Source organism: Aeromicrobium sp. SORGH_AS_0981 (assembly GCF_031453195.1).
Classification (GTDB): Bacteria; Actinomycetota; Actinomycetes; order Propionibacteriales; family Nocardioidaceae; genus Aeromicrobium.
Map to the genome: position 1 here is coordinate 333,024 of NZ_JAVIZD010000001.1, position 24,387 is coordinate 357,410.

24 protein-coding genes and 2 pseudogenes are annotated in these 24,387 nt (G+C 72.5%); 12 read left to right on the forward strand and 14 right to left on the reverse strand.

Going from position 1 to position 24,387, the window contains the following annotated elements; genetic code table 11:
• Positions 1–6 precede the first annotated feature (6 nt).
• Complete coding sequence (locus QE370_RS01770; RefSeq protein ID WP_067860036.1) at positions 7–489, reverse strand: TetR family transcriptional regulator; 483 nt, start codon at positions 487–489, stop codon at positions 7–9.
• A gap of 90 nt (positions 490–579) precedes the next feature.
• Between QE370_RS01770 and QE370_RS01775 the strand changes: the two genes are divergently transcribed.
• From QE370_RS01775 to QE370_RS01815, 9 genes and pseudogenes are all read left to right on the forward strand, one after another.
• On the forward strand, positions 580–1,167 hold the full coding sequence (locus tag QE370_RS01775) for a biotin transporter BioY (RefSeq protein WP_309633189.1): 588 nt from the start codon (positions 580–582) through the stop codon (positions 1,165–1,167).
• A 34-nt stretch (positions 1,168–1,201) separates the two neighbouring features.
• On the forward strand, positions 1,202–1,897 hold the full coding sequence (locus QE370_RS01780) for an ABC transporter ATP-binding protein (RefSeq protein WP_309633190.1): 696 nt from the start codon (positions 1,202–1,204) through the stop codon (positions 1,895–1,897).
• 746 nt (positions 1,898–2,643) lie between these two features.
• Entirely contained in the window at positions 2,644–3,396 is a 753-nt protein-coding gene (locus tag QE370_RS01785; protein WP_067860048.1) for a LytTR family DNA-binding domain-containing protein, read from the forward strand.
• Position 3,397: 1 nt separating this feature from the next.
• Positions 3,398–3,805 carry a hypothetical protein gene (locus QE370_RS01790; protein WP_309633191.1) on the forward strand — a complete coding sequence of 136 codons (408 nt, stop codon included), beginning with the start codon at positions 3,398–3,400 and terminating at the stop codon, positions 3,803–3,805.
• Entirely contained in the window at positions 3,802–5,298 is a 1,497-nt protein-coding gene (locus QE370_RS01795) for a cation acetate symporter (RefSeq protein WP_253025035.1), read from the forward strand. Before QE370_RS01790 ends, QE370_RS01795 begins: the two co-directional genes overlap by 4 nt.
• A gap of 277 nt (positions 5,299–5,575) precedes the next feature.
• Entirely contained in the window at positions 5,576–5,914 is a 339-nt protein-coding gene (locus QE370_RS01800; RefSeq protein WP_309633192.1) for a DUF485 domain-containing protein, read from the forward strand.
• The gene (locus QE370_RS01805; protein ID WP_309633193.1) at positions 5,911–7,542 is read left to right on the forward strand and encodes a cation acetate symporter; all 1,632 of its coding nucleotides are present in this window, start codon (positions 5,911–5,913) and stop codon (positions 7,540–7,542) included. The genes QE370_RS01800 and QE370_RS01805 overlap by 4 nt, the downstream gene beginning before the upstream one ends.
• A gap of 179 nt (positions 7,543–7,721) precedes the next feature.
• Positions 7,722–9,726 (forward strand): annotated as a pseudogene (acs, locus tag QE370_RS01810) (acetate--CoA ligase).
• Positions 9,727–10,029: 303 nt separating this feature from the next.
• Positions 10,030–10,476: a phage holin family protein gene (locus QE370_RS01815; protein ID WP_253025044.1), complete on the forward strand. Its 447-nt coding sequence runs from the start codon at positions 10,030–10,032 to the stop codon at positions 10,474–10,476.
• Between the two features lie 143 nt (positions 10,477–10,619).
• On the opposite strand, the gene QE370_RS01820 is transcribed toward QE370_RS01815, so the two are convergent.
• The 5 genes from QE370_RS01820 to nth are packed head-to-tail and all read right to left on the reverse strand — an operon-like array spanning position 10,620 to position 14,659.
• On the reverse strand, positions 10,620–11,438 hold the full coding sequence (locus QE370_RS01820; RefSeq protein WP_309633194.1) for a hypothetical protein: 819 nt from the start codon (positions 11,436–11,438) through the stop codon (positions 10,620–10,622).
• The gene (locus QE370_RS01825) at positions 11,438–12,613 is read right to left on the reverse strand and encodes a MarP family serine protease (RefSeq protein ID WP_309633195.1); all 1,176 of its coding nucleotides are present in this window, start codon (positions 12,611–12,613) and stop codon (positions 11,438–11,440) included. Before QE370_RS01825 ends, QE370_RS01820 begins: the two co-directional genes overlap by 1 nt.
• Positions 12,610–13,305, reverse strand: coding sequence for a CoA pyrophosphatase (locus QE370_RS01830; RefSeq protein ID WP_309633196.1), 696 nt, complete (start codon positions 13,303–13,305; stop codon positions 12,610–12,612). Before QE370_RS01830 ends, QE370_RS01825 begins: the two co-directional genes overlap by 4 nt.
• Positions 13,302–13,931, reverse strand: coding sequence for a TlpA disulfide reductase family protein (locus QE370_RS01835; RefSeq protein WP_253024182.1), 630 nt, complete (start codon positions 13,929–13,931; stop codon positions 13,302–13,304). The genes QE370_RS01830 and QE370_RS01835 overlap by 4 nt, the downstream gene beginning before the upstream one ends.
• Positions 13,928–14,659, reverse strand: a complete 732-nt coding sequence (nth, locus tag QE370_RS01840; RefSeq protein ID WP_309633197.1) for an endonuclease III — start codon at positions 14,657–14,659, stop codon at positions 13,928–13,930. Before nth ends, QE370_RS01835 begins: the two co-directional genes overlap by 4 nt.
• A gap of 95 nt (positions 14,660–14,754) precedes the next feature.
• Between nth and QE370_RS01845 the strand changes: the two genes are divergently transcribed.
• Complete coding sequence (locus tag QE370_RS01845; RefSeq protein WP_253024178.1) at positions 14,755–15,438, forward strand: Crp/Fnr family transcriptional regulator; 684 nt, start codon at positions 14,755–14,757, stop codon at positions 15,436–15,438.
• Positions 15,439–16,105: 667 nt separating this feature from the next.
• On the opposite strand, the gene QE370_RS01850 is transcribed toward QE370_RS01845, so the two are convergent.
• Complete coding sequence (locus QE370_RS01850) at positions 16,106–16,735, reverse strand: alpha-ketoglutarate-dependent dioxygenase AlkB (protein WP_396127788.1); 630 nt, start codon at positions 16,733–16,735, stop codon at positions 16,106–16,108.
• A 92-nt stretch (positions 16,736–16,827) separates the two neighbouring features.
• On the opposite strand from QE370_RS01850, the gene QE370_RS01855 reads away from it, so the two are divergent.
• Positions 16,828–17,136, forward strand: a complete 309-nt coding sequence (locus tag QE370_RS01855; protein ID WP_253024174.1) for a hypothetical protein — start codon at positions 16,828–16,830, stop codon at positions 17,134–17,136.
• 94 nt (positions 17,137–17,230) lie between these two features.
• On the opposite strand, the gene QE370_RS01860 is transcribed toward QE370_RS01855, so the two are convergent.
• The 6 genes and pseudogenes from QE370_RS01860 to QE370_RS01885 all read right to left on the reverse strand — a co-directional run bounded on the left by QE370_RS01860 (position 17,231) and on the right by QE370_RS01885 (position 21,680).
• Entirely contained in the window at positions 17,231–17,953 is a 723-nt protein-coding gene (locus QE370_RS01860) for a BCCT family transporter (RefSeq protein ID WP_309633198.1), read from the reverse strand.
• Positions 17,954–18,035: 82 nt separating this feature from the next.
• A pseudogene (locus tag QE370_RS01865) lies at positions 18,036–18,920 on the reverse strand (BCCT family transporter); the annotation flags it as partial.
• 183 nt (positions 18,921–19,103) lie between these two features.
• On the reverse strand, positions 19,104–19,367 hold the full coding sequence (locus QE370_RS01870) for a DUF2516 family protein (RefSeq protein ID WP_067860083.1): 264 nt from the start codon (positions 19,365–19,367) through the stop codon (positions 19,104–19,106).
• 79 nt (positions 19,368–19,446) lie between these two features.
• Positions 19,447–20,241, reverse strand: coding sequence for a hypothetical protein (locus QE370_RS01875; RefSeq protein WP_309633199.1), 795 nt, complete (start codon positions 20,239–20,241; stop codon positions 19,447–19,449).
• Complete coding sequence (locus tag QE370_RS01880; protein ID WP_067860087.1) at positions 20,238–20,666, reverse strand: helix-turn-helix domain-containing protein; 429 nt, start codon at positions 20,664–20,666, stop codon at positions 20,238–20,240. Before QE370_RS01880 ends, QE370_RS01875 begins: the two co-directional genes overlap by 4 nt.
• Positions 20,667–20,753: 87 nt before the next feature.
• Positions 20,754–21,680 carry an asparaginase gene (locus tag QE370_RS01885; protein ID WP_289017933.1) on the reverse strand — a complete coding sequence of 309 codons (927 nt, stop codon included), beginning with the start codon at positions 21,678–21,680 and terminating at the stop codon, positions 20,754–20,756.
• A gap of 152 nt (positions 21,681–21,832) precedes the next feature.
• On the opposite strand from QE370_RS01885, the gene QE370_RS01890 reads away from it, so the two are divergent.
• The gene (locus QE370_RS01890; protein ID WP_309633200.1) at positions 21,833–22,918 is read left to right on the forward strand and encodes a mannose-1-phosphate guanylyltransferase; all 1,086 of its coding nucleotides are present in this window, start codon (positions 21,833–21,835) and stop codon (positions 22,916–22,918) included.
• Positions 22,919–23,180: 262 nt separating this feature from the next.
• On the opposite strand, the gene manA is transcribed toward QE370_RS01890, so the two are convergent.
• Entirely contained in the window at positions 23,181–24,365 is a 1,185-nt protein-coding gene (manA, locus tag QE370_RS01895; protein ID WP_309633201.1) for a mannose-6-phosphate isomerase, class I, read from the reverse strand.
• Positions 24,366–24,387: the final 22 nt, after the last annotated feature.

Below are 24,387 nucleotides of genomic sequence, written 5' to 3' on the forward strand. Positions count from 1 at the left end.
GACCGCTCAGCGCAGGATGATCGCGAGGCCGCGCTCGAAGGAGGCGTCGAGATCGGGGTCGGCCTCGACGATCCCGACGGCGGCGGCCTGGCGGTGCAGCTGTGTGGCCTGCGTGTGCCCGACGACGTAGAGCAGCAGCGTGCGCGCGACGTCGCGGTCGCTGTGGTCGGCCAGCGCGGTCTCGAGCGCGAACTGGCCGAGCCGGAAGGCCGCCGTCGTGGCCACGACCTCCGCGCCGTCGCGGACGGCGAGCATGGCGGTGCGCAGTCGCTGCGACGTGGCGGCGAGGTCGGCGTCGACCTCGACCGGCGCCACGACACGGTCGGCCATGAGGCCGAGCAGGGTCTGCTTGTCGGCGACGTGGTGGTACAGCGCGCTGGGCTGCACGCCGAGCTCGCCGGCCACGCGGCGCATCGTGCAGTACTCCAGGCCGTAGGCGTCGAGCACCCGCAGCGCGCCGGACACGACGTCGTCCAGGCTGTTCGCCACGTGGTTCCCCTCCCGCTCGGTCGACCGGTGTGCCACACTACCGAACGGCGTTCACCTGAACGTCGTTCAGGAACGAAGGACCGTCCCTCCATGAGCAGCACCACGACCGCGCGCCGCCGCGGCCTCACCACCACCGACCTCGCCCTCGTCGCGGTGTTCGCCGCGCTCGTCGCGGTGTGCTCCGTCGTCGCGGCGCTGCCGTTCGGCGTCAACGGGGTGCCCGTCACGCTGCAGCTCTTCGGCGTCTTCCTCGCCGGCGCCGTGCTCGGACCGGTGCGCGGCTTCCTCGCCGTCGCCCTCTACCTCGCGGTCGGGGCGGTCGGCGTGCCCGTCTTCGCCGGACCGGTCGGCGGCCTTGCCCCGTTCGCCGGACCGACGGCCGGCTACCTGGTCTCCTTCCCTCTCGTCGCCCTCGTCGTCGGGCTCGCGGTGCAGCGCGCCCGCGCCGCAGGACTCGCCGTGACGACGGCGGTCGTGCTGGTCGGCGGGCTCGTGGGCGAGGTCGTCTGCTGGCTCGTCGGCGCCCTCGGCATCGCCCTCTACAGCGACACGCCCTACCTGCCCACCGTCAAGGCGACCGCCGTCTACGTCCCGGCCGACCTCGTGAAGCTGGTGCTGGCCGCCGTCGTCGCGGCTGCCGTGCACCGCGCGTTCCCGCAGCTGCTGACCCGTCGCTGAGCGGCCCCGCCCCAGGGTGGGCGAGACTGGCGCCATGGCGACCATCGAGCTCGACGACGTCACCGTCTCCGCCCCGACGGCGGACGGCGAGGTCGTGCTCCTGCGCGACGTCACCGCGCGCCTGACGGAGCGTCGCGTCGTCGTCGTGGGCGCCAACGGCTCGGGCAAGTCGACGCTCGCCCGGCTGGTCAACGGGCTCGTCGCCGCGGCGTCGGGCACGGTCCGCGTCGACGGCCTCGACGTCGCGACCGACGGCCCCGCGGTGCGCCGCCGGGTCGGGTTCGTGTTCACCCAGCCGGCGGCCCAGCTCGTCATGCCGACCGTGCTGGAGGACGTCGCCCTGTCGCTGCGTCGGCACGTGAAGGACAAGCGCGAGCGGGAGGCACGGGCCCGGGCGGTGCTGGCCGACATCGGGCTCGCCGACCGCGCCGACACCTCCGTGCACGCCCTCTCCGGCGGCCAGCAGCAGCTGCTGGCGATCGCGGGCGTGCTCGCCTGCGAGCCCACGGTCGTGGTCGCCGACGAGCCGACGACGCTGCTCGACCTGCGCAACGCCCGCGCGGTGCAGGAGCGCCTGCTGTCGATGGAGCAGCAGCTGCTGCTCGTCACGCACGACCTCGACCTGGCGCGGCGCTGCGACCGGGCGCTGGTCGTCGAGGACGGCCGCGTGACGTGCGACGACGACCCCGAGCGCGCGGTCGCGCACTACGTCGAGAGCGCCCTGTCGTGAGGAGCGGGTCGTGAGGCCGCGAGCGTGAGGAGCCTGCCGCTCGGCCTGCAGGTCCCCGGCGACACCGTCTGGCACCGCCTGCCCACGGGCCGCAAGCTGCTGGGTCTTGTGCTGCTCGGCGTCGGGGTCGTCGCCCTACAGGGTCCGTGGCTCCCGCTGCTCGCCCTCGCGGCCGCCCTGGGCGTCGCGCTGCACGCCGGGGTGCCCGCGCGCAGCCTGGCGCTCGGCGTCCGGCCCCTGCTCGTGCTGCTGGCGGTCGTGGCGGCGCTGCAGACGTGGCAGCGGGGCTGGCCGGTGGCGGTCGAGGTCGTGGCCACCACCCTCACGTTGGTCGTGCTCGCGACGACGTTCACCGCGACGACGCCGACCGACGACCTGCTCGACGCCGTCGTCCGAGCCGCTCGCGTGCTGCGTCCCTTCGGCGTCGACCCCGAGCGCGTCGCGCTGACCTTCTCCCTCGCGATCTCCTCGATCCCCGTGGTGACGACCTTGTTCACGCAGACGCGTGAGGCGGCCAAGGCTCGCGGCCTCGAGCGCAGCCCGCGGGCGACCCTGACCCCCTTCGCCGTGCGCACGGTCGCCCACGGCGCACGCCGTCGGCGACGCCCTCGCCGCCCGCGGCCTCGGCGACCCCGACTGACCCTCCACCCGTCCCCGCGTTTTGTGGACCTGGTGACGGAATCCGGCGAGGAGACCGTCGTCAGGTCCACAGAACGCGGGGAGGGGCGGGGCCTACACTCCCCCGCATGGACGACGTCGCGCCCGAGCCCGCTGCCGCGCTGCGGACCCTCGTCGTCGACGACGAGCAGCCGGTGCTCGACGAGCTCGTCTACCTCCTCGAGCGCGACCCGCGGGTCGGCGCCGTGCATACCGCCCGCTCCGGCGCCGAGGCGCTGCGCCGGCTGGAGGGCGGCGCCGTCGACCTCCTCTTCCTCGACATCGCCATGCCCGGGCTCTCGGGCATCGACATCGCGCGGGTCGTCGGGCAGTTCCGCACGCCGCCGCGCGTCGTCTTCGTCACCGCGCACGAGGGTCACGCGCTCGAGGCGTTCGAGCTGGGCGCCCTCGACTACCTCCTCAAGCCCATCCGGGAGGAGCGGCTGCGCGAGAGCATCCGGCGCGCGGTCGACCAGGGCGACCCCGCCCCGGAGGCCGACGAGACGATCGCCGTCGAGCTCGGCGGCGTCACCCGGTTCGTCCGGCGGTCCACGGTGACCCACGTGGAGGCCCAGGGCGACTACGTCCGGCTGCACACCGCGGACGGCGCCGGGCACCTGGTCCGCACGCCGCTCACCGGCCTCGTCTCCGACTGGGAGGACGTCGGCTTCGTGCGGATCCACCGCAGCAGCGCCGTGAACCTGGCGCACGTGCGCGAGGTGCGCATGCAGGCGGGCCGCTGCAGCGTGGTGGTGCCGCACGGCGACGGCGTCGTCGAGCTGCAGGTCTCGCGACGCCACACGCCCACCCTGCGCGACCTGATCCACGAGCGGAGCCGGTGAGGTGCCCGAGCGAGGCGACGGGCCCGGTAGCCGCGTCCGCGTCACGAGCCCGCTGACGTCGGCCGCCGCGCCGCACGGACGACGCAGCGCCCGGCAGGAGATCGACGAGGAGACCGGCGTCGGCGACGTCTACGTGCGCTCGCTCGTGTCGACCCAGCTGCGGTCGGCCCTGGCGGTCGTCGCCGCCCTCGCGCTCGGCCTCGGGAGCCTGCCGCTCGTCTTCGCCCTCGTGCCCGACGTCGCCGACGCCCGCCTCGGACCGGTCCCGCTGCCGTGGCTGCTGCTCGGCGTCGTCGTGTACCCGGCGCTCCTCGCGCTCGGCTGGGTGTACGTCCGACGCTCCGAGCGCGCGGAGGCCGACTTCACGGACCTGGTCGACCCGCGGTCGGTCGAGGACGTGCCCCGGTGAGCACGACGCACGCCGCCGTGGCCGTCGCGCTGGTCTCGCTCGCCACGCTCGGCATCGGCGCCTTCGGGCTGCGGGTGAGCCGCACGACCAGCGACTTCTACGTGGCCTCGCGGTCGGTGTCGCCGTCGCTCAACAGCTCGGCCATCGGCGGCGAGTACCTGTCGGCGGCCTCGTTCCTCGGGGTGGCGGGGCTCGTCCTCACCTCCGGGCCCGACGTGCTCTGGTACCCGATCGGGTGGACCGCCGGCTACCTGCTGCTGCTCGTGCTCGTGGCGGCACCCCTGCGCCGCTCGGGCGCCTACACGATCCCCGACTTCGCCCAGGTGCGGCTGCAGTCGGTCGCGGTGCGCCGGGCGGCCACGCTGCTCGTCGTCGGCGTCGGCTGGCTCTACCTCATGCCGCAGTTCCAGGGCGCCGGCCTGACGCTGCGGACGGTCTCGGGCAGCCCCGGCTGGGTCGGCATGGTGCTCGTGGCCGGCATCGTCGTCGTGAACGTCGTGGCCGGCGGCATGCGCAGCATCACCTTCGTGCAGGCGTTCCAGTACTGGCTGAAGCTGACCGCCCTGCTCGTGCCGGCCGTCTTCCTGCTGCGGGCGTGGGCGCTCGACGGCACACCCTCGCCGGTGGCGCCCGACGCGTGGTTCGCGCCGTGGAGCACGACCGACGCACAGGGCCTCTACACGACCTACTCCGTGCTCGTGGCCACCTTCCTCGGCACCATGGGACTCCCGCACGTCGTGGTGCGGTTCTACACCAACCCCGACGGCCACGCCGCCCGCCGCACGACCCTCATCGTGCTGGCCCTCATCGGCGGGTTCTACCTCCTGCCGACGGTCTACGGAGTGCTCGGTCGGGTGTACGCCTCCGACCTCGTCGCGGCCGGCCGGGCCGACACGGTCGTGCTCGAGCTGCCGGCCCGGGTCCTCGGCGGCGGGCTCGGCGACGTGCTCTCGGCCTTCGTCACCGCCGGCGCGTTCGCGGCCTTCCTGTCGACGTCGTCCGGGCTCACCATGGCGATCGCGGGCGTCGTCGGGCAGAGCCTCTCGGCCGGCCCACTCGCGGGGCGCCTGTCACCCATCTCCTCGCTGCGGCTCGCGGCCGCCGGCTGCGTCCTCGTCCCGCTGGGCCTGGCGCTCGCCGCCGAGCCGATCCCCGTGGCCAGCTCGGTGACCTTCGCGTTCGCGCTCGCAGCGTCGACGTTCTGCCCGCTGCTGGTGCTGGGCATCTGGTGGCGCGGCCTCACCGCGCCGGGCGCACTCGCCGGCATGGCCGGGGGCGGGCTCGCGGCGCTGCTCGCCACGGTCGTCGCCATCTCCGACCGCCCCACCGGCTGGGTCGGCACCCTCGTCGGCCAGCCGGCGCTGTGGAGCGTGCCCCTCGGCTTCGGCCTCATGGTCGGCGTCTCCCTGCTGACCCGCTCGCGCGTCCCGACCACCGTCGCCCGGACGATGGTCCGGCTCCACACCCCCGAGCGCGTCGACGTCCGCCGCTGACGGTTTACCACGGTCCCGTGGTGAACATCGTCCTCCCTCGGCAAACTTCTCTGGGGAGGACGACCTCTACCACGGGACCGTGGTAAACCGCAGCGCCGCTCGTCGCGCCGCACCGACCGCTCGTCGAGGGCGGCCCGCCGCACGGCGCAGCCAGCGGCGCCCCGGGCGCACCGCCGGCGTTGTGACCTGGCGCACAGTGCTTGGCGCTTCTAGCGTCCTGCGGTGGGACGCGCGTCACACCCGGTGCGCGCCGGTCCCGAGAAGCGAGGTGTCCCCCGTGGCCGAGAAGCTCACGCCCGAGGTCCATGCGGCCTACGAGCGCATCCACGACTCCGAGGAGTTCACGCAGCTCCGCAGCAACTACCTGAGGTTCGTCGTCCCGATGACGGTCGGCTTCATGCTCTGGTACCTCTTGTACGTCGTGTGCTCGAACTGGGCGCCCGGCGTGATGGGCACCCAGGTGTTCGGGACGATCAACGTGGCGCTGCTGTTCGGGCTGCTGCAGTTCGTCACGACCTTCGGCATCGCCTGGGTCTACGCGCGCTACTCCGCGCGGGCGATGGACCCGATCGCCGCCGGCCTCCTCGACGACTTCGAGCGGGAGGTCGGACGGTGAACCGAACCGACGCGCTCCTCGCGGCGTCCGCCTCCGGCAACCACCAGGCGCTCACCGCCACGCTGTTCGTCCTCGTGGTGCTCCTGACCGTCGGCATCACCTTCTGGGCGAGCCGCAACACCAAGACCGCCGCCGACTACTACGCGGGCGGCCGGTCGTTCAGCGGCTTCCAGAACGGCTTCGCCATCGGCGGCGACTACATGTCGGCGGCGTCGTTCCTCGGCATCTCCGGCGCGATCGCGCTGTCCGGCTACGACGGCTTCCTGTACTCGATCGGCTTCCTCGTGGCCTGGCTGGTGGCCCTGCTGCTCATCGCCGAGCTGCTGCGCAACTCCGGCCGGTTCACGATGGCCGACCAGCTCGCCTACCGCATGCGCCAGACGCCCGTGCGCACCGCCGCCGCGACGTCGACCATCGTGGTCTCGATCTTCTACCTGCTCGCGCAGATGGTCGGCGCGGGCGCCCTCGTGGCGCTGCTGCTCGGCGTCGACTCCGCCGCGGCGAAGAACCTGACGATCGCCGGCGTCGGCGTGCTGATGATCGTGTACGTCGTCTTCGGCGGCATGAAGGGCACCACGTGGGTGCAGATCGTCAAGGCCGTGCTGCTGATGTTCGGCACGATCCTCATCTCGGCACTCGTGCTGGCGAAGTTCGACTTCAACCTCTCCGACCTGCTCGGGACCGCTGCGGAGAACAGCGGGCAGGGCAGCGCCTTCCTCGAGCCCGGCCTCAAGTACGGCGTGAGCCTCACGAGCAAGATCGACTTCGTCTCGCTCGGCATCGCCCTCGTGCTCGGCACCGCGGGCCTGCCGCACATCCTCGTGCGGTTCTACACCGTCCCCACCGCCAAGCAGGCCCGCGTCTCGGTGCTGTGGGCCATCGGCATCATCGGCACGTTCTACCTGCTGACGCTCATCCTCGGCTTCGGCGCCGCGGCGCTCGTCACGGGCGACGCGAAGGAGCGTGTCGTCGAGTCGGGCGGCAACCTGGCCTCGCCGCTGCTGGCCGAGGCCGTGGGCGGCGGGTCCGGCACGACCGGGGGTGCGATCCTGCTCGCGCTGATCTCGGCCGTGGCGTTCGCGACGATCCTCGCCGTGGTTGCCGGGCTCACGCTGACGTCCGCCTCCTCGGTAGCGCACGACCTCTACGCCAGCGTCATCAAGAAGGGCGACGTCACGGGCGAGCAGGAGGTCAAGGTGGCCCGCATCGCGGCGTTCGTCATCGGCGGCGTCGCGATCGCCCTGGCCATCCCGGGACAGAGCCTGAACGTCGCGTTCCTCGTGGCGCTCGCGTTCGCGGTGGCGGCGTCGGCGAACCTGCCGGCCCTGCTCTACAACCTGTTCTGGAAGCGCTTCAACACCCGCGGCGCCACGTGGAGCATCTACGGCGGCCTCGTGTCGGCGGTCGGCCTGGTGATCTTCAGCCCGGTCGTGTCGGGCTCGGAGACCGCCCTGCTGACGGACGTCGACTTCGCGTGGTTCCCGCTGCAGAACCCGGGCATCGTGTCGATCCCCTTCGGCTTCCTCATGGGCTGGCTGGGCACCGTGACGTCGAAGGAGACCGAGAGCGAGGCACGCTTCGCGGAGCTGCAGGTGCGCTCGCTGACCGGCGCGGGCGCCGAGAAGTGAGCCGCCGACCCTGAGGCGCGGGCCGACGCCGGCACCGGGACGCACCAGCGCTCCCGGCGCCGGCGCCGGCCGACGTCGAGCGTCCGGCGCGCGGCGGGACCAACCTCGCCGCAACCCCAGTTGAACGACCCTGTGACGTGCGCAACGATGCAGAGGTATCCCCCACCCGAGGAGAAGTAGTGAGCGAGCACGGCATCAGCAACCTGTCCCGCGAGGACCGCGTCTTCGAGCCGCCGGCCGAGCTGGCCGCGCAGGCCAACGTCACCGCCGACGTCTACGACCGTGCCGCGCAGGACCGGCTCGGCTTCTGGGCCGACGCCGCGCACCGCCTGACCTGGGGCACCGACTTCGAGGAGGTGCTCGACTGGACCAACCCGCCGTTCGCGCGGTGGTTCGTCGGCGGCCGGCTGAACGTCGCCTACAACTGCGTCGACCGCCACGTCGAGGCCGGCCGCGGCGACAAGGTCGCGATCCACTTCGTCGGCGAGCCCGGCGACACCCGCGACCTCACCTACGCCGAGCTCAAGGACGAGGTGTCCAAGGCCGCCAACGCGATCACCGAGCTCGGCGTGCAGGCCGGCGACCGCATCGCCATCTACATGCCGATGATCCCCGAGGCCGTGATCGCCATGCTCGCGTCGGCCCGGGTGGGCGCCGTGCACACCGTGGTCTTCGGCGGGTTCTCCTCCGACGCGCTCGCCAGCCGCGTCGAGGACTGCGAGGCCAAGCTCGTCATCACCGCCGACGGCGGCTACCGACGCGGGAAGCCGTCGTCGCTCAAGCCGGCCGTCGACGAGGCCCTGGCGAAGCTCGGCGACGCCTCGCCCGTCGAGCACGTGCTGGTGGTGCGACGCACCGGGCGGTCCGAGGAGGGGGACGAGGTCGACCTCACCGAGGGCCGCGACGTGTGGTGGCACGACGTCGTCGACGCCGCCTCGACCGAGCACGCGTACACCGAGTTCGACAGCGAGCACCCGCTGTTCGTCATGTACACCTCCGGCACCACCGGCAAGCCCAAGGGAATCCTGCACACGTCGGCCGGCTACCTGACCCAGGCGGCCTACACGTTCTGGGCGACCTTCGACCACAAGGACGACGACGTCTACTGGTGCACCGCCGACGTCGGCTGGATCACCGGCCACTCCTACATCACCTACGGCCCGACGGCCAACGGCGCCACGCAGGTGCTCTACGAGGGCACGCCCGACACCCCGCACAAGGGTCGCTGGTGGGAGATCATCGCCGACAAGAAGGTCTCGCTGTTCTACACGGCGCCCACCGCCATCCGCACGTGCATGAAGTGGGGCGAGCAGATCCCCGCCGAGCACGACCTCTCGAGCCTGCGCGTGCTCGGCACCGTGGGTGAGTCGATCAACCCCGAGGCCTACGTCTGGTACCGCGAGAACATCGGCGGCGGCAGCGCCCCGATCGTCGACACCTGGTGGCAGACCGAGACCGGCGCCCACATGATCACGCCACTGCCCGGCGTCACCGCCGCCAAGCCCGGCTCCGCCATGACCGCCTTCCCGGGCGTCAGCGCCGAGGTCGTCGACGACGCCGGCGAGCCCGTCGGCAACGGCGAGGGCGGCTACCTCGTGATCACCGAGCCGTGGCCATCGATGCTGCGCACCATCTGGGGCGACGACGACCGCTACGTCGACACGTACTGGTCGCGGTTCAAGGCCCAGGGCTACTACTTCGCCGGCGACGGCGCGAAGAAGGACGACGACGGCGCCATCTGGCTGCTCGGACGCGTCGACGACGTCATGAACGTCTCGGGCCACCGGCTGTCGACGACCGAGATCGAGTCGGCGCTCGTCTCGCACCCGAAGGTGGCCGAGGCGGCCGTCGTGGGCGCGGCCGACGAGACGACCGGTCAGGCCGTGTGCGCGTTCGTCATCCTGCGCGAGTCCGCGGGCGACGGTACTGGTCCGGATGGGGGGTGAGGACGTGGTGGCCGAGCTGCGCAACCACGTCGGCAAGGAGATCGGCCCGATCGCCAAGCCGCGGCAGGTCATGGTCGTGCCGGAGCTGCCCAAGACCCGCTCGGGCAAGATCATGCGCCGCCTGCTGCGCGACGTCGCCGAGAACCGCGAGGTCGGCGACGCGACGACGCTGGCCGACTCCTCCGTCATGGACCTCATCACGGCCGGCATGAGCGGCGCGAAGGCCGACGACGACTGAGGCACGCCTCCCGACGCCCCGCGACCCCCGGGTCGCGGGGCGTCGTGCGTGCGCGGGCGTCCTCCAGGTGTCCTCGGACCGACAGGTGACGGCCAGGTTCCGTTCAGCGTCCTCTCACCCGGCCCGGACACGCTGGAGCCATGGACACCACCACCCGCCTCGACCTCGTGTTCTCCGCCTCCGTCATCGCCGGCGCCTCCGTGGCCGGCGTGCTCCTGCGTCTGCTCGGCGCCTGACCGCCCACGGCGTCGCCGGCCCCGGTGGCCGCGCGCACCACCGGCTCCCGCTTGTAGGCTCGGCTCCATGAGCGACCGTCAGCGAGCGAACCGCGAGCCCGTGCGACCGATGCTGCCCGAGCAGGACGAGCCCACGGTCGGCCGGCTGGTCGCCGACGCCAGCCGCGACATCTCCGCCCTCGTCCAGGCCGAGGTCGCCCTCGCCAAGAGCGAGCTCGTGGTGAGCGCGAAGGCCGGCGGCGTGGGCGCGGCCCTGTTCGCCGTGGCCGGCTTCCTCGGCCTGCTCGTCCTGATCTTCGTCTCGATCGCGTTCGCGTTCTTCCTCAGCATGACCGGCCTGCACCCCGCATGGTGCTTCCTCATCGTCGCCGGCGTCTACGTCCTGCTGGCCGTCGTGCTCGTGCTCGTCGGCGTGCGGCTCATCAAGAAGATCCGTGCGCCGCAGAAGACCATCGACACGGCCAAGAAGATCCCCAGCGCCCTGAAGGGCCAGCACGCCGCTCCCCGGCGCTGACCCGCTGGCCCCCTCACCCGGGGGCCGGAACCGGTCGCGGAGCACGGGAATCCCAGCGATACCCGGAAAGCTTTCCGGGCCTGCGTGAGATTCCCACGCTCGGTGGAGATTCCCAGGTCGACCTGGGAATCTCGCGACGGGGGTCAGGCGGTGCGTCGCCCGACGAGGGCGACGACCACGCCGAGCACGGCGAGCACGGCGCCGCCGAGCGCCGTCCACACGAGCCAGCCGTCGAACGACGTGACGCCGACGTCGGCGAGCGCGCGCACCAGCGCGGTCTGCAGGCCGTCGCCGGTGGAGGCGTCGACCGTCCGCTCACGGGCCAGGCGCGCGAGGCCCGCGTCGAGCCCTGCGGCAGCCGCGGCGCCCACGCCGAGCCACACCAGCGCCACACCACGACGCCGGGCCACGAGCACCGCCACCAGCGCCCCGACCGCCGCGACAAGGCCGGCGGCCAGCGCGATTCCCGGGGACCGGTCGACCAGACGCAGCGCCCGCGCGTCGGGTCCGCCGGGCAGCTCGACCACGAGCCGGTCGGGGGCGTCGACGAGGCCGTCGGTGCGCTCGGCGGCGAGCCGTGCCAGGGGCGCGAGGTCGAGGGGGACGGGCACCTGGCCCGAGCCCGCGGAGGGGTCGTCGAGCAGCGCGGCGTGGGTGCGGCGCAGCGTCTGCGCCCACGCACCGGACAGCTGCTGGTCGTCGAAGACGCGGTCGGTGGCCCGTTCGAGCAGCCGGCGCCCGGTCTCGGCCAGCTGCGGCGGCAGGCCGGCCTCGCGCTCGAGCCGCGTCGTCAGCAGGTCCGAGGCCGCGTCCTGCACCGCACGGTCGGTGACCACGTCGCGCGACAGGGAGACGAACCCGTCCTCGTCGGCCACCGACGCCGCCACCCACGCGGACGGCAGCGTCACCGCGAGCGCGACGACCGCCACGAGCCCGGACACCGCCGCCAGGAACCCGCGCATCACGCACACCGCCCGGTGTCGACCTGCTGGGTCGCCGAGCGGCCGGCGCGTGCGTCGTCCTGCGCCTGCTCCGCGGTGACCGCGTAGCCGGTGGAGCTGTCGGAGATCGACGCCGCGAAGATGACGCCCAGCACCGTGCCGTCGGTCGAGACCAGCGGGCCGCCGGAGTTGCCGGAGCGGACGAGGCTGCGCACGGAGAACGCCTCGCGCAGCACCTGACCCCGGTCGTAGATGTCGGGGCTGCGCAGCGTGAGCTGGGAGCGGATGCGGGCCGCCCGTGCGTCGAAGGGCCCGTTCTCGGGGTAGCCGAGCACGGCCGCCTCCTGGCCCGCCGTCCCCTGGGTGTCGAACCGCAGCGCCGGCACGCCGAGGTCGTCGGTGGCGATGACGGCGAGGTCGAGCTCGGGGTCGAACACGACGACCCGACCGTCGAGGCGACGCTCGCCCTCCACGGTGACCACCGGCTGGTCGACGCCCGCGACGACGTGCGCGTTGGTCATGACCCGGCCGGGCGCGTACACGAAGCCCGACCCCTCGATCCCCCGGCCGCACTCGGCGGAGCCCACGATCTTCACGACGCTGCGTGAGGCCTGCTGCACGCCCGGCTGGGACAGGGTGGCTGCGTCGGGCGGGCCGACGGCGGCGATCTTCTCGTCGGCGAACGGGTCGATGTAGCGCGGGAAGAGGTTGGCGTCGAGCGTGCGGCTGAACGCACGCAGCGTGTCGGTGGCGGTCGACGGCATGACGTCGTTGACCTTCGCGAGCACGGTCGAGTCGCGTGCGGCCTTCGCCAGCCACGGGATCGAGGTGCCGCTGACCGCGTAGCCGAGCGCCCACGACGCGATGAGCACGCCGACGACGCTCAGCGCGGCCCCGCCGACGGCGTCGACCGTGCGCAGCGGACCCGCGGTGAGCCCCCCGCGCAGGTCGGTGCCGATGTAGGTGCCGATGGCCTGACCGATCGCCGCGGCGCCGATGACCAGGCCGAGCGCCAGCAGCGACGTCGTCAGGGTGCCGTTCTGCCGGTCGAGCAGGTGCGGCACGACCCAGATGGCGCCGAGCCCGCCGAGGACGAGACCGGCCGTGGCCACCAGGTTGACGACGAAGCCCTGCAGGTAGCCGGAGACGGCGTACGCCACCACGACGACGGCGATGACGAGGTCGAGCGAGCTCACGGGCGCTCCTGGGGTGGGGTGGGCAGCGGGTGGACGACCGACTCGTCCCAGGGCTGGGCCCAGCCGAGCCGCTCGAACAGACGGGAGATGATGCCGGCGGTGAACCCCCACAGCGGCATCTCGGTGCCGATCTCGAAGGCCGGGCCGCGCCATCCGGACGGGTGCTCCACGCTGAACCGCCGCTCGGGGTCGACCAGCAGGTGCAGCGGGTGGTGCAGGACGCGTCCCACCTCGGCCGCCGAGACGGCGGCGAGTCGTCGGGGGCTGCGCCAGTAGCCGAGGACGGGGGTGACCGCGAAGTTGCTCGGCGGGAGCCAGAGCGTCGGCAGGGTGCCGAACACCGTCACCTCGGCCGGGTCGAGCCCGACCTCCTCGTGGGCCTCGCGCAGCGCCGTGGCGGCCGCGTCGGCGTCGCCGGGGTCGCACGCACCACCGGGGAACGAGATCTGACCGGCGTGGTTGCGCAGCGTCGGCGCCCGCTCGGTGAGCAGCAGCTCGGGGCCGTCGGGCCCCTCGGCGAAGCAGATGAGGACGGCGGCCGGGCGGGCGTCGGCCGGCGGGTGCGGGAAGCGGGGCGCGAGCTGCTCGGCCTGCACGGAGCCGGCGAGCTCGGCGAGCGGGCGCAGCCACTCCGGCAGGCCGTCGGCCACGCCACCGGGCGACGACGAGCCGGCGGAGGACTCAGGACTCACGGCTGCACCTCCAGGTGTCGACGGACGGCACCGGTCAGGTCGGCGTAGGAGGTGTACGGCACCCGCTCGGTGGCGACCATCCTGCCCTGCGCGTCGACGAAGACCGTCTGCGGCAGTCCGAGCACCCGGAACGCGCCGCGGGTGCGGAACGTCGGGTCGGACAGCTGCGGGTAGGTGACGCCCGAGCGTCGCGCGAGCGCGACCGCGGCGTCGGGGTCGGCGTCGCGCACGTCGAGGCCGACGACCGTCAGCCGGTCGCCGGTGTCGCGGTCCAGCCGCGCGAGCAGGGGCAGCTCCTCGCGGCACGGCTTGCAGTTGCTCGCCCAGAAGTTGACGACCGCCGGTCCGCGCAGCCGGGAGAGGTCGACGCTGCCGTCGCCGCCCAGGCAGGGCAGCTCGAGCGTCGGCAGCGCACCGTCGCCCTCGGCGCTCGCGTCGGCGAGCGGGAGGTCGCTGCACGGACGCACGCCCGCGTCCTGCACGGCGCTGCGTACCGACGCGGACTGCGGGTCGCCGCCGTCGAGGGAGCCGCCGCCGAACGTCGGCTTGCCGCTGCTCGTCTCGACGTCGGAGCAGCCGGCCAGGAGCAGCGCGAGCGCGGCGACCGCGACGGCGAGGCGTCTCACGCGCGACCCTGCGTGGTGACGAGCCGCGCAGCCTCCACGGGATCGGTGGGACCCGTGCCGTAGGCCGGGCACCAGTGCGCCACCGGGCACGCACCGCAGGCGGGCTTCCGCGCGTGGCAGCGGCGTCGGCCGTGCCAGATCAGGCGGTGGCTGAGCATCGTCCAGTCGCGGCGCGGGAACAGCGCACCCACCGCGTGCTCGATCTTGACCGGGTCCTTCGCGACGTCGTCGTCGACCCACTCGAACCGACGCACGAGCCGGGCGAAGTGGGTGTCGACGGTGAGGCCGGGAACGTCGAAGGCGTTGCCCAGCACCACGTTCGCCGTCTTGCGACCGACGCCCGGCAGCGTGACGAGGTCGCGCAGCCGGGCCGGCACCTCGCCGTCGTACCGCTCGACGAGCGCGGCGGACAGCCCGAGCACGCTGTCGGTCTTCGCCCGGTAGAAGCCGGTGGAGCGGATGATCTCCTCGACCGCCGTACGATCGGCCGCCGCCAGCGCCGCGGCGTCGGGGTAGGCGGCGAACAGGACGGGGGTGACGGCGTTGACCCGTCGGTCGGTGGTCTGGGCGGAGAGTACGGTGGCCACGAGCAGCTCGAAGGGAGTGCGGAAGTCGAGCTCGCAGCCGGCCTCCGGATAGGTCTCGGCGAGCACCCGGTGGATCTTGCGCGCCCGGCGCACGAGACTCGTCGGCGGCTTCACGGGAGCCTCGGGGGCGGCAGGTGGCACGCCGTCAGAGTACGTGGCGGCACCGACACCGGCCCGGCGTGTGGCGTTCGAGCTCCTGGTAGGACAGACTGTGACCGAATCAACAGCCGAAAAGGATGCCCGTGAACGACGACGTGCTGCGCCAAGCGCCGCTCTTCTCCGGTCTCGACGACGACGCCGCAGGAGCCCTCGAGGCCTCGATGTCCCCGCTGAGCCTGAAGCGTGGCGAGGTCCTCTTCAACGAGGGTGACGACGGCAACCAGCTGTACGTCGTCACCGAGGGCAAGATCAAGCTCGGACGCACGTCGCCCGACGGTCGCGAGAACCTGCTCGCCATCCTCGGCCCCGGCCAGATGTTCGGCGAGCTGTCGTTCTTCGACCCCGGACCCCGCTCGGCCACGGCGACGTCGGTCACCGACGTCACCGTCCAGAGCCTGAGCCACGAGGCGCTCACGCCGGTGCTGTCCAGCCACGCCGAGGTCGCCCTGGCGCTGCTGAACCAGCTCGCCGGTCGCCTGCGTCGCACCAACGAGGTCGTCGGCGACCTGGTGTTCTCCGACGTGCCCGGTCGCGTCGCGAAGGCCCTCCTGGACCTCGCGAGCCGTTTCGGTCGCAAGGCCGAGGACGGCGTGCACGTGAACCACGACCTCACCCAGGAGGAGCTGGCCCAGCTCGTCGGCGCCTCCCGCGAGACCGTCAACAAGGCACTCGCCGACTTCGCGTCCCGCGGCTGGCTGCGCCTCGAGCCCCGCTCGGTCGTCATCCTCGACCTCGAACGTCTCCAGCGCCGCGCGCGCTGAGCCCGTCGCGACGAGCCCCCGACCGTGTGGTCGGGGGCTCGTGGCGTTGAGGGGTCCTGCAGGTGCGGGGCGGCTTCTCGCTCGGGTGGGGCTGCGTCGGCGCGGCTTCTCGTTGGGGTGGGGTTGCGCTGGCGCGGCTTGTCGTCGACCTGCGCTCCGAAAGGGCCTCGACCGGGCGGCTGGGAGCGGCGGCGGCTCTGGTTCTCGGGCTGTGGCTCGCGGTAAGCGCAAGATTCTGCGTTTGCGCGGGCCATCGGTGGATCTGCCACCTTCTGAGCGCTCTACAGGTGGCAGATCCACCGCCGACCGGGCTAGACGTGGCAACGATGCTTCCTTCTCGTGGACCGTGCCACGAGAAGGGAGAAGCGCTGCCCACCCCACCCCCAAGTGCACCCACGATGCTTCCTTCACGCGCTTGAGGCCGAACGCTTCTGCATTGGCGACGGGATCCCGTAGCAAACGCAGAACCCTTGGAGTCCCACGCACGAACGCAGAAGCTTGCGTCCACAGCGAGAGCCACAGCCCGAGAACCAGAGCCGCCGCCCCCGCCCAGCCGTCCGGTCGAGGCCCTTTCGGAGACCACCCCCAGCGCCAGTCGAGGCAGCGCACCAGCAAGCCCAGACCCCCGACAGCAGCGCAGCAGCAGCCCCCCGCCGAGCCCCAGCCCCTACAACACCCCCCGCGGCCTGAACTGGACGCTGATGCGCGGACCGACAGGCTTGGCGGTCTTGAGGACGGCGTGCTCCCAGGTGCGTTGGCAGGAGCCGCCCATGACGAGGAGGTCGCCGTGGCCGACGACGAAGCCGATGGTGTCGCCGGCGCCGTGGTCGACGGGCCGCAGGCTGAGGCGGCGGGGTGCGCCGAGCGACAGGATGGCGACCATGGTGTCCTCGGCCCGACCTCGACCGATGCGGTCGCCGTGCCAGGCGACGCTGTCGCGGCCGTCGCGGTAGTAGCACAGGCCGGCGGTGACGAACTCCTCGCCGAGCTCGTCGGCGTAGTGCACGTTCAGGGCGTCGCGTGCGGCGACGAGCGCCGGGTGCGGAAGGGTGTCAGCGGCGCCGAAGTGCGCGAGCAGACGCGGGACGTCGACCGTCTCGTCGTACATCTGGCGACGTTCGGCCCGCCAGCGCACCTCCGTCTGCAAGGAGAGGAACAGCGGGTCGGCGCCCTGCACCCAGCCGGGACGGACGTCGACCCAGGCGCCGTGCGTCAGCTCGCGACGCTGCACCGCCGGGCCCAACGAGCCGACGACCGCCTCGTCGCCGACGTCGAGCAGCGAACCCTGGAACCACACCCCAGCAGGATAGGCCGGTTCGAACAGATGTTCTAGGTGCGACGCGCGCGACGCGGTCCGATCCGCTGCGCAGGGCCCACTAGGCTGCTCCCATGAGCGCCTGGGACGCCCTGCTGGACCGGGTCGACGAGATCGTCGACACCCGCGCCACCGTCGACGCCGGGGTGCAGTCCGAGCTCACCGAGCTGCTCCTCGGGGCCATGCGCGACGGCACCGCCGACCGCGAGCTCGACCCCGGCGAGGCCGGCCTCTGGCTCGCCGCGCTGCTGCGGACGCACGCCGACGTGCAGGACGCCGGTGAGCGCCGCGCCGACGACGCCCTGAGCACCCTGCGGGTCATCATCACCCGCTGGCTGCACCCCGGACGTCTCGACCAGGCTCCCCCGACCTTCGGCGCCTGAGTCCGAGCAGTCCACCAGCGGCCGGCACCCGCCCCGACAGCCCGCCCGACGTGACGACGTCCCGGACCCATCGGTCCGGGACGTCGTCACACGGTCACTGCTGCTTCTCGTCCGAGGCCGGCTCGGCACCGCTGTCGGTCGGCTCGACGACGAGCGCGAAGTCGCCGTCGTGCTCCTCCACGCCGACGACCACCGCACCCTCGACCGCCTCCTGGCCGAGGCGGTGGCGCACGACCACCGGGTCGCTCTGCAGGTCCTTCCACAGCGAGACGCAGAGCGCGACCATGACGAACACGAACGGCACCGACGCGACGATGGTGATGTTCTGCAGGCCTGTCAACGCGTCCGACCCGCCGATCACGAGCATGATCGCGGCCACCGCGCCCGTCAGCGCACCCCAGAAGATGACCGAGACCCGGCTCGGCTCGGTGGCGCCGCGCTCGCTGAGCGTGCCCATGACGATCGAGGCGGCGTCGGCGCCGGAGACGAAGAAGATGCCCACGAGGACCATGACGAGCACCGACGTGATGCCGGCTGCGGGGTACTTCTCCAGCAGCTGGAAGAGCGCGAAGTCCGAGGCGACGGAGCCGTCGGACCCGATGAGTCCGCCGCTGGCGCGCTGCTCGAAGATGGCGGACCCGCCGAAGACCGCGAACCAGACGAGGCTCACGAGCGTGGGCACGAGCAGCACGCCGGTCACGAACTCGCGGATCGTGCGACCGCGGCTGATGCGCGCGATGAACATGCCGACGAACGGCGTCCACGAGACCCACCAGGCCCAGTAGAAGATGGTCCAGCTCGACAGCCACGCCTCCATCGCCTGGTCGCCGCTGGCGGCCGTGCGCGACGGCCATCTCCGTCATCTGGGAGGCGTAGTCGCCCAGCGTGGTCGGCAGCATGTTGAGGATGAAAAGCGTCGGTCCGACGACGAACACGAACACCGCGAGGGCGAGCGCCAGCACCATGTTGGTGTTCGACAGCCACTGGATGCCGCGCTCGATGCCGGAGACGGCCGACAGGATGAACAGCACCGTCAGCACGGTGATGATGGCGACGAGGGCGATCTTGCCGGGCTGGTCGATCCAGCCGTTGAACTGCAGGCCGGCGCCGATCTGCAGGGCGCCGAGGCCGAGGCTCGCGGCGGAGCCGAACAGCGTCGCGAAGATGGCCAGGATGTCGATGACGCGTCCGGCCGGGCCCTCGGCGCGGCGCCCGATGAGCGGGCGGAAGGCCGAGGAGATGAGCTGCGAGCGGCCCTTGCGGAAGGTGCCGTAGGCGATGGCGATGCCCACCACGGCGTAGATGGCCCACGGGTGCAGGCCCCAGTGGAACATCGTCGAGGCCATGGCGCTCTGCAGCGCCTCCTCGCTCTGCGGCTCTCCGGTGCCCGGAGGCGGCGAGGCGTAGTGCGACAGCGGCTCGGCGACGCCCCAGAACATCAGGCCGATGCCCATGCCGGCGCTGAACATCATGGCGATCCAGGAGACCGTGCGGAACTCCGGCTTCTCGTCGTCCTCGCCGAGCGGGACCCGACCGTACTTGGAGGCGGCGAGCCACAGCACGAAGAGGACGAAGAACGACGCCACCAGCACGAAGAACCAGCCGGTGTTGACGATCACCCAGGAGCGGGAGGCGTCGGAGGCCGCCTTGAGGCCGTCGGTGCTCACCAGGCCCCAGACGACGAAGGCGATGGCGACCACGCCCGTCACCCCGAAGACCACGGGGTCGATCCTGCGTCGCCACCCTGCCTCGGGTGCATGCTCGTGCTCGGTGCGGGTACTCATGAGGCACCACCTCTTCCATCGGTGAAGTCGTCGTCAGCTCGGTCGTCGTGCGTTCGTCCGGTCGCCCCGCGGGGTAGGTGCGTGGGAAAACCTTTCGACCATAGCGAGGACGCCGCCCGATGGCGAACCTGCACGGTGTCTCGTGGCGGGCGTCACGCCCCGACGGGCGGCTGACGGCAGGCGTCAGACGTGGCTGCCGCGCAGCTGAGCGAGGTAGACCAGCGCCGCGACCGTCCCGGCGAGGTTGAGCAGCGAGAGCGGCGCCCAGAACACGGCGTGCGCGACGACGGCGAGGCCCAGGATCACGAGCCAGGTGTTCTTGGGCAGCGAGTCGGCGACGCTGAAGCGTCCGGCGTCGCGCAGCACGCAGTCGACGAGCGCGAACGCCTTCACGGCGAACAGCACGAGCGACAGCAGGAGCATCAGGCTGGACTGGACCTCGAACACGTCTGGACCCTATCGGAGACGCAGAACGGCGGGCTCCCGTCGCCGGGAGCCCGCCGTCGCGGGTGGTGCTGGTGTCGGATCAGGACTGCGTGCTGCTGCTGTCGCTGGAGCCCGTGCTGCTGGACGTCGTCTTCTTCGCGGGCGCCTTCTTCGCGGGCGCCTTCTTGGCCGTCGACGTGGTCTTCTTGGCGGCCGTCGACGTCTTCTTGGCCGGCGTCGACGTGGTCTTCTTGGCCGTCGAGCTGGTCTTCTTGGCCGCGGTCGAGGTCTTCTTCGCCGGCGTCGACTTCTTGGCCGCCGAGGTCTTCGCGGCGGTCGTCTTCTTGGCCGTCGACGTCTTCTTGGCGGCGGTCTTCTTGGCGGTGCTCGCGGTCGAGGTCGTCTTCGCGGGCGCCTTCTTGGCGGTCTCGGTGGCCTTCGTGGCGGTGGAGCGTGCGGCGGCCGACGTCTTGGCCGGAGCCTTCTTGGCCTGCTCCTTGGTGGTCGGGGCCTTCTTCGTCACCTTGGCGACCGTGGCCTGGGCGTCGGCGACGATGTCCTCGGCGCGCTTCTGCACGTCCTCGGCGACGTCCTCGGCGGCCTTGCGGGCCTCCTTGATGTTCTTCTTGGCGTCCTTGCGCAGCGCGTCGAGCAGCTTCTCGCCGCGCTTCTGGACGTCCTCGAGCTTCAGGGCGCGCGCCTGGGCGACGAACTCCTCGCCCTTCTGCACGAGCTCGGCGTAGCCCTCCTGGACCTCGGCGCGGGCGGAGCCGACGAGGCCGGTGGCCTGCGAGCGGAGGTCGTCGAGCTCGACCTTGCGGAGGGTCTCGGTGAGGTTCTTGACCTCGTCGACGAGAGTCTTGACCTGGGCGTTGATCTGGTCGGTGATGCTCATGGGGGTGTCTCCTCGGATGAAGTGTCGGAGTTGGCTTCGGTGACCGTCTCGGCCAGCGTCTCGTCGGTCGCCACGTCGGCGCCGACGAACGAGCGGTAGATGTCCAGCAGTGCCGTCTTCTGCCGCTCGGTCAGGCGCGGGTCGAGGGCGATGGCGTCCTCGACCATGCGCGCGCCGGACTCGTCGACGTCGATGAGCCCCGCTCGTACGTAGAGCGACTCGGCCGAGATGCGCAGTGCCTTCGCGATCTGCTGGAGGACCTCCGCCGAGGGTCGGCGCACGCCCCGCTCGATCTGGCTGAGGTACGGGTTCGAGACCTCGGACTTCTCCGCCAGCTGTCGCAGGGACATCTGTGCCTGGCGTCGCTGCTCGCGCAGGTAGTCGCCGAGGGTCTCGACGGCTCCTCCCACGTGCAGCTTGGCCATGTCTCCAGTCTGCTTGCAAATGCAAGCATCTGCAAGCAGGGTTGCATGCGAGACGTCTCACACGCCGTCGCCCACGGTCCGGTCAGGTCAGAGGACGGGGCGCACCTCGCCGACGGGACGTCCACCGCCCAGGACGACCGGACGCTCGCGGAGCAGGTCGGCATCGACCCCCGCCAGCTCCAGGGCGCGGTGCAGCACGACGAACAGCGGCCGCTCGCCGCCGTCCTCGATCTTCACCGCGAGAGCGGAGCCGTCGGCGAGGCCCGCGACGACGACGCTCTCCGCGCCGGACTTCACGAGCGAGCCCGGCACGGCCCGCGCCAGGGCGAGGTCGGGGCGTCGCGTGCCGCTGACCTGCTCGGGGTGCGCGACCATCGCGTCGGCCACCCGGCGCTCGGCGCTGCCCGGCTCGGCCCTCATGAGCCGGCCGACCCCGCGGGCCAGCCGCTCGAGCGACGTCGCCAGCAGGGGCGCGCCGCAGCCGTCGACGCCGACCACGTCGGGCGGCCCGACGAGCTCGGTGAAGGTCGCCGTGATCGCCCGCTGCACCGGGTGGTCGGGGTCGAGGTAGTCGTGGGTGGACCAGCCGCGCTGGACGCAGGTCAACAGCATCGCCGCGTGCTTGCCCGAGCAGTCCATCCGGATCGGCAGCCGGCCCTCGCCGGCCCGCAGCACGGCGGCGTGCTCGTGCGGGTCGACCGGGTACGACGGCGGGGTCTGCAGCGCCGACTCGTCGAGGTCGCCGCGCGCCAGGATCTCGCGGACGCCCTCGAGGTGGAACGGCTCGGCGGAGTGGCTCGCGGCGGCCAGGGCCAGCAGTCGCGGCTCCAGGTCGAGACCCTCCCGCACGAGACCAGCGGCCTGGAACGGTTTGTTCGTCGACCGGGGGAACACGACGGTGCCGGGGTCGCCGATCGACCACACGGTCTGCCCGTCCGGGTCGACCCGCACGGCCGTCCCCCGATGACGGCTCTCCACGAGCCCTGACCGCACGACCTCGGCGACGACGTCCATCGCCCCAGCCTAGGTCCATCCCGCGACGCCGAAGCGCCCCGGGACGGCGTCGCGCGCCGCTAGACTCGCCGCGTCATCACGGTGACGTGCCGCCCCTGCCGACCGACGATCGCGAGCCCCCACGATGAGCCCCCGACGATGAGCCCCCGACGATGAGTACAGCACCCTCGGACCTCGACGACCTGCACGTCATCATCCCGGCCGGTGGCGCAGGCACGCGGCTGTGGCCGCTGTCGCGGGCTGGTCGCCCGAAGTTCCTGCTCGACCTGACCGGCTCGGGCCGCACGCTGCTGCAGCAGACGTGGGACCGTGTGACGAAGCTGGTGCCGCCCGAGCGGGTGCACGTCGTGACCGGGCCACGGCACGCCGACGCCGTGCGGGCCCAGCTGCCTGGGCTGACGAGCGTCTTCGTCGAGCCGTCGCCGCGCGACTCGATGCCGGCCATCGGGCTCGCCACCGCCGTCGTGCTCGCCCGGCACCCCGACGCCGTCGTCGCGTCGTTCGCGGCCGACCACGTCATCACCGGCGAGGACCGCTTCGCCGACGCCGTCGCGCAGGCCGTCCGCACCGCCCGCACCGGAGCGGTGACGACGATCGGCATCGCTCCGCGCTCACCGTCGACCGCGTTCGGCTACGTCGAGTCGGGCGCGCCGCTCGCGGTCGACGGCGCACCGAGCGCGCGGACCGTGGTGCGCTTCGTCGAGAAGCCCGACGAGGAGACCGCGCGGGCCTACCTGCGCGCCGGCACCTTCAGCTGGAATGCGGGGATGTTCGTCACCCGCGCCGACGTCCTCCTCGACCACCTCGCGCGCCTGCAGCCGACCCTGCACGCCGGTCTGCAGCGCATCGCCGCCGCGTGGGACGGCCCGGCCGCACAGACCGAGCTCGAGACCGTCTGGCCGACGCTGACCCGCATCGCGATCGACCACGCCGTCGCCGAGCCGGTGTCGCTCACCGGCGGCATCGCGACCGTGCCCGGCCGCTTCGGGTGGGACGACATCGGCGACTTCGCCGCCCTGCACGAGCTCGGCGTCAGCGGCGACACCGGCGTCGTCTGGGTGGAAGCCGACGGCCTCGTGCGCACCACCGGAGGCGTCACCGTCGCCGTCGTCGGCATCCCCGGCGCCGTCGTGGTGCAGACCGACGACGCCCTCCTCGTGACCACCGTCGAGCACGCGCAGCGCGTCAAGGAGGTCCCCGCCGCCCTCGCCGCCTCGGGTCGGACCGACCTCGTCTGACGTCCGCCGGGCAGCTCGTCTCGTCCTGCGGGCGCGCTGGTCTGGGCCCACGAGCTGCGGCCTGCGCGGGACGCGGGACGCTCGCCTCGCCTCGCCTGGAGGTAGGTAGAACGCGTCACCAGCGCCCAGTAGCGCGTGTCACCTACCTCTGACCCGCATTCCGCATCTCACCTACCGCTGAGGGAGCGAGAACGCAGGATCCTGTGTCCACTGCGAGCACGACCCGCTGCCCCGAGGCCCCAGGCCGACGCCCGCCCAGCCGTCAGACGAGGTCGGTGAGCTCGGTGGGCGGCAGGTCGGGGGCGGGGGTGTAGGCCTGCGCGACCTCGCCGGTGCCGACGGCGTGCAGGACGCCGTCGGACTCGTCGGCGAACACCGCCTCGCCGCGGGCGAGGTGCTCGCGCTCGCCGGCCTCGTTCACCACCTCGACCTCGCCGCCCAGGCAGACGACGATGCGACGGCCGTCGTCGGGGAGGCGGGCGCCGTCGGGCTCGGCCGAGGAGCACTGCGTCACCGAGAGCGCGAACTCGTGCAGGCCGGGGCTGTAGACGTCGGTGGAGAACCCGAACTGGTCGGCGTCGACGCGGGCCAGTCGCGACATGCCGCGGTCGAGGCAGCGGACGAGGCCCTGGGGGTCGAGGTGCTTGCCGGTGAGCCCGCCGCGCAGCACGTTGTCGGAGGAGACCATCACCTCGACGCACAGGCCGCTGAGGTGCGCGTGGATGATGCCCGCGCCGAGGTAGGCGGCCTCGCCGGGCTGCAGCGTCAACCGGTTGAGCAGCAGCGACATGACGACCCCGACGTCGCCCGGGTGGTGCTCGTCGACGAGCACGGCCGTCGCGTACGCGCGCTTGATGTCGATGCCGCGCTCGACGCCCGCGCGGCAGGCGGCCACGACCGCCGCCACCTCCTCGGGGGACGGACGGTCCGTGAGCAGGTCCTCGACGATGCGCACGATGCCGAGGAAGCCGGGCTGGCGACGCAGGCTCTCGACGAGCTGGTGCACGCGGGGCACGTCGATCGCGGCGAGCACCCGGAGGATCTCGGCCGTCGGGCGGAAGCCGACGAGCGTGTCGAACGCGGTCAGCGCGTAGACCATCTCCGGCTTCGGGTGCGGGTCCTTGTACACGCGGTGCGGCGCGTCCAGCGGCACGCCCGCCGCCTCCTCGGCCTCGAACCCCTCCTGCGCGAGGACGGCGTTCGGGTGCACCTGGATCGACAGCGGGCGGTCGGCGGCCAGGATCTTGAGCATGAACGGCAGCTCGCCGGCGACCTCCCGCAACGAGACCGGACCGTCGGCACCCTGCACCGTCGAGGGGTTCAGTGGGTGCGTGCCCATCCAGATCTCCGCCACGGGAGCGCCGTCCGGCGTGCGGCCGAGGAAGCGCGGGATGGCGTCAGGAGAGCCCCAGTCGTAGTCGCGGTCGGGGTTGTCCAGTCGTCGCATCTCGTCCTCTCCTCGGCCGACG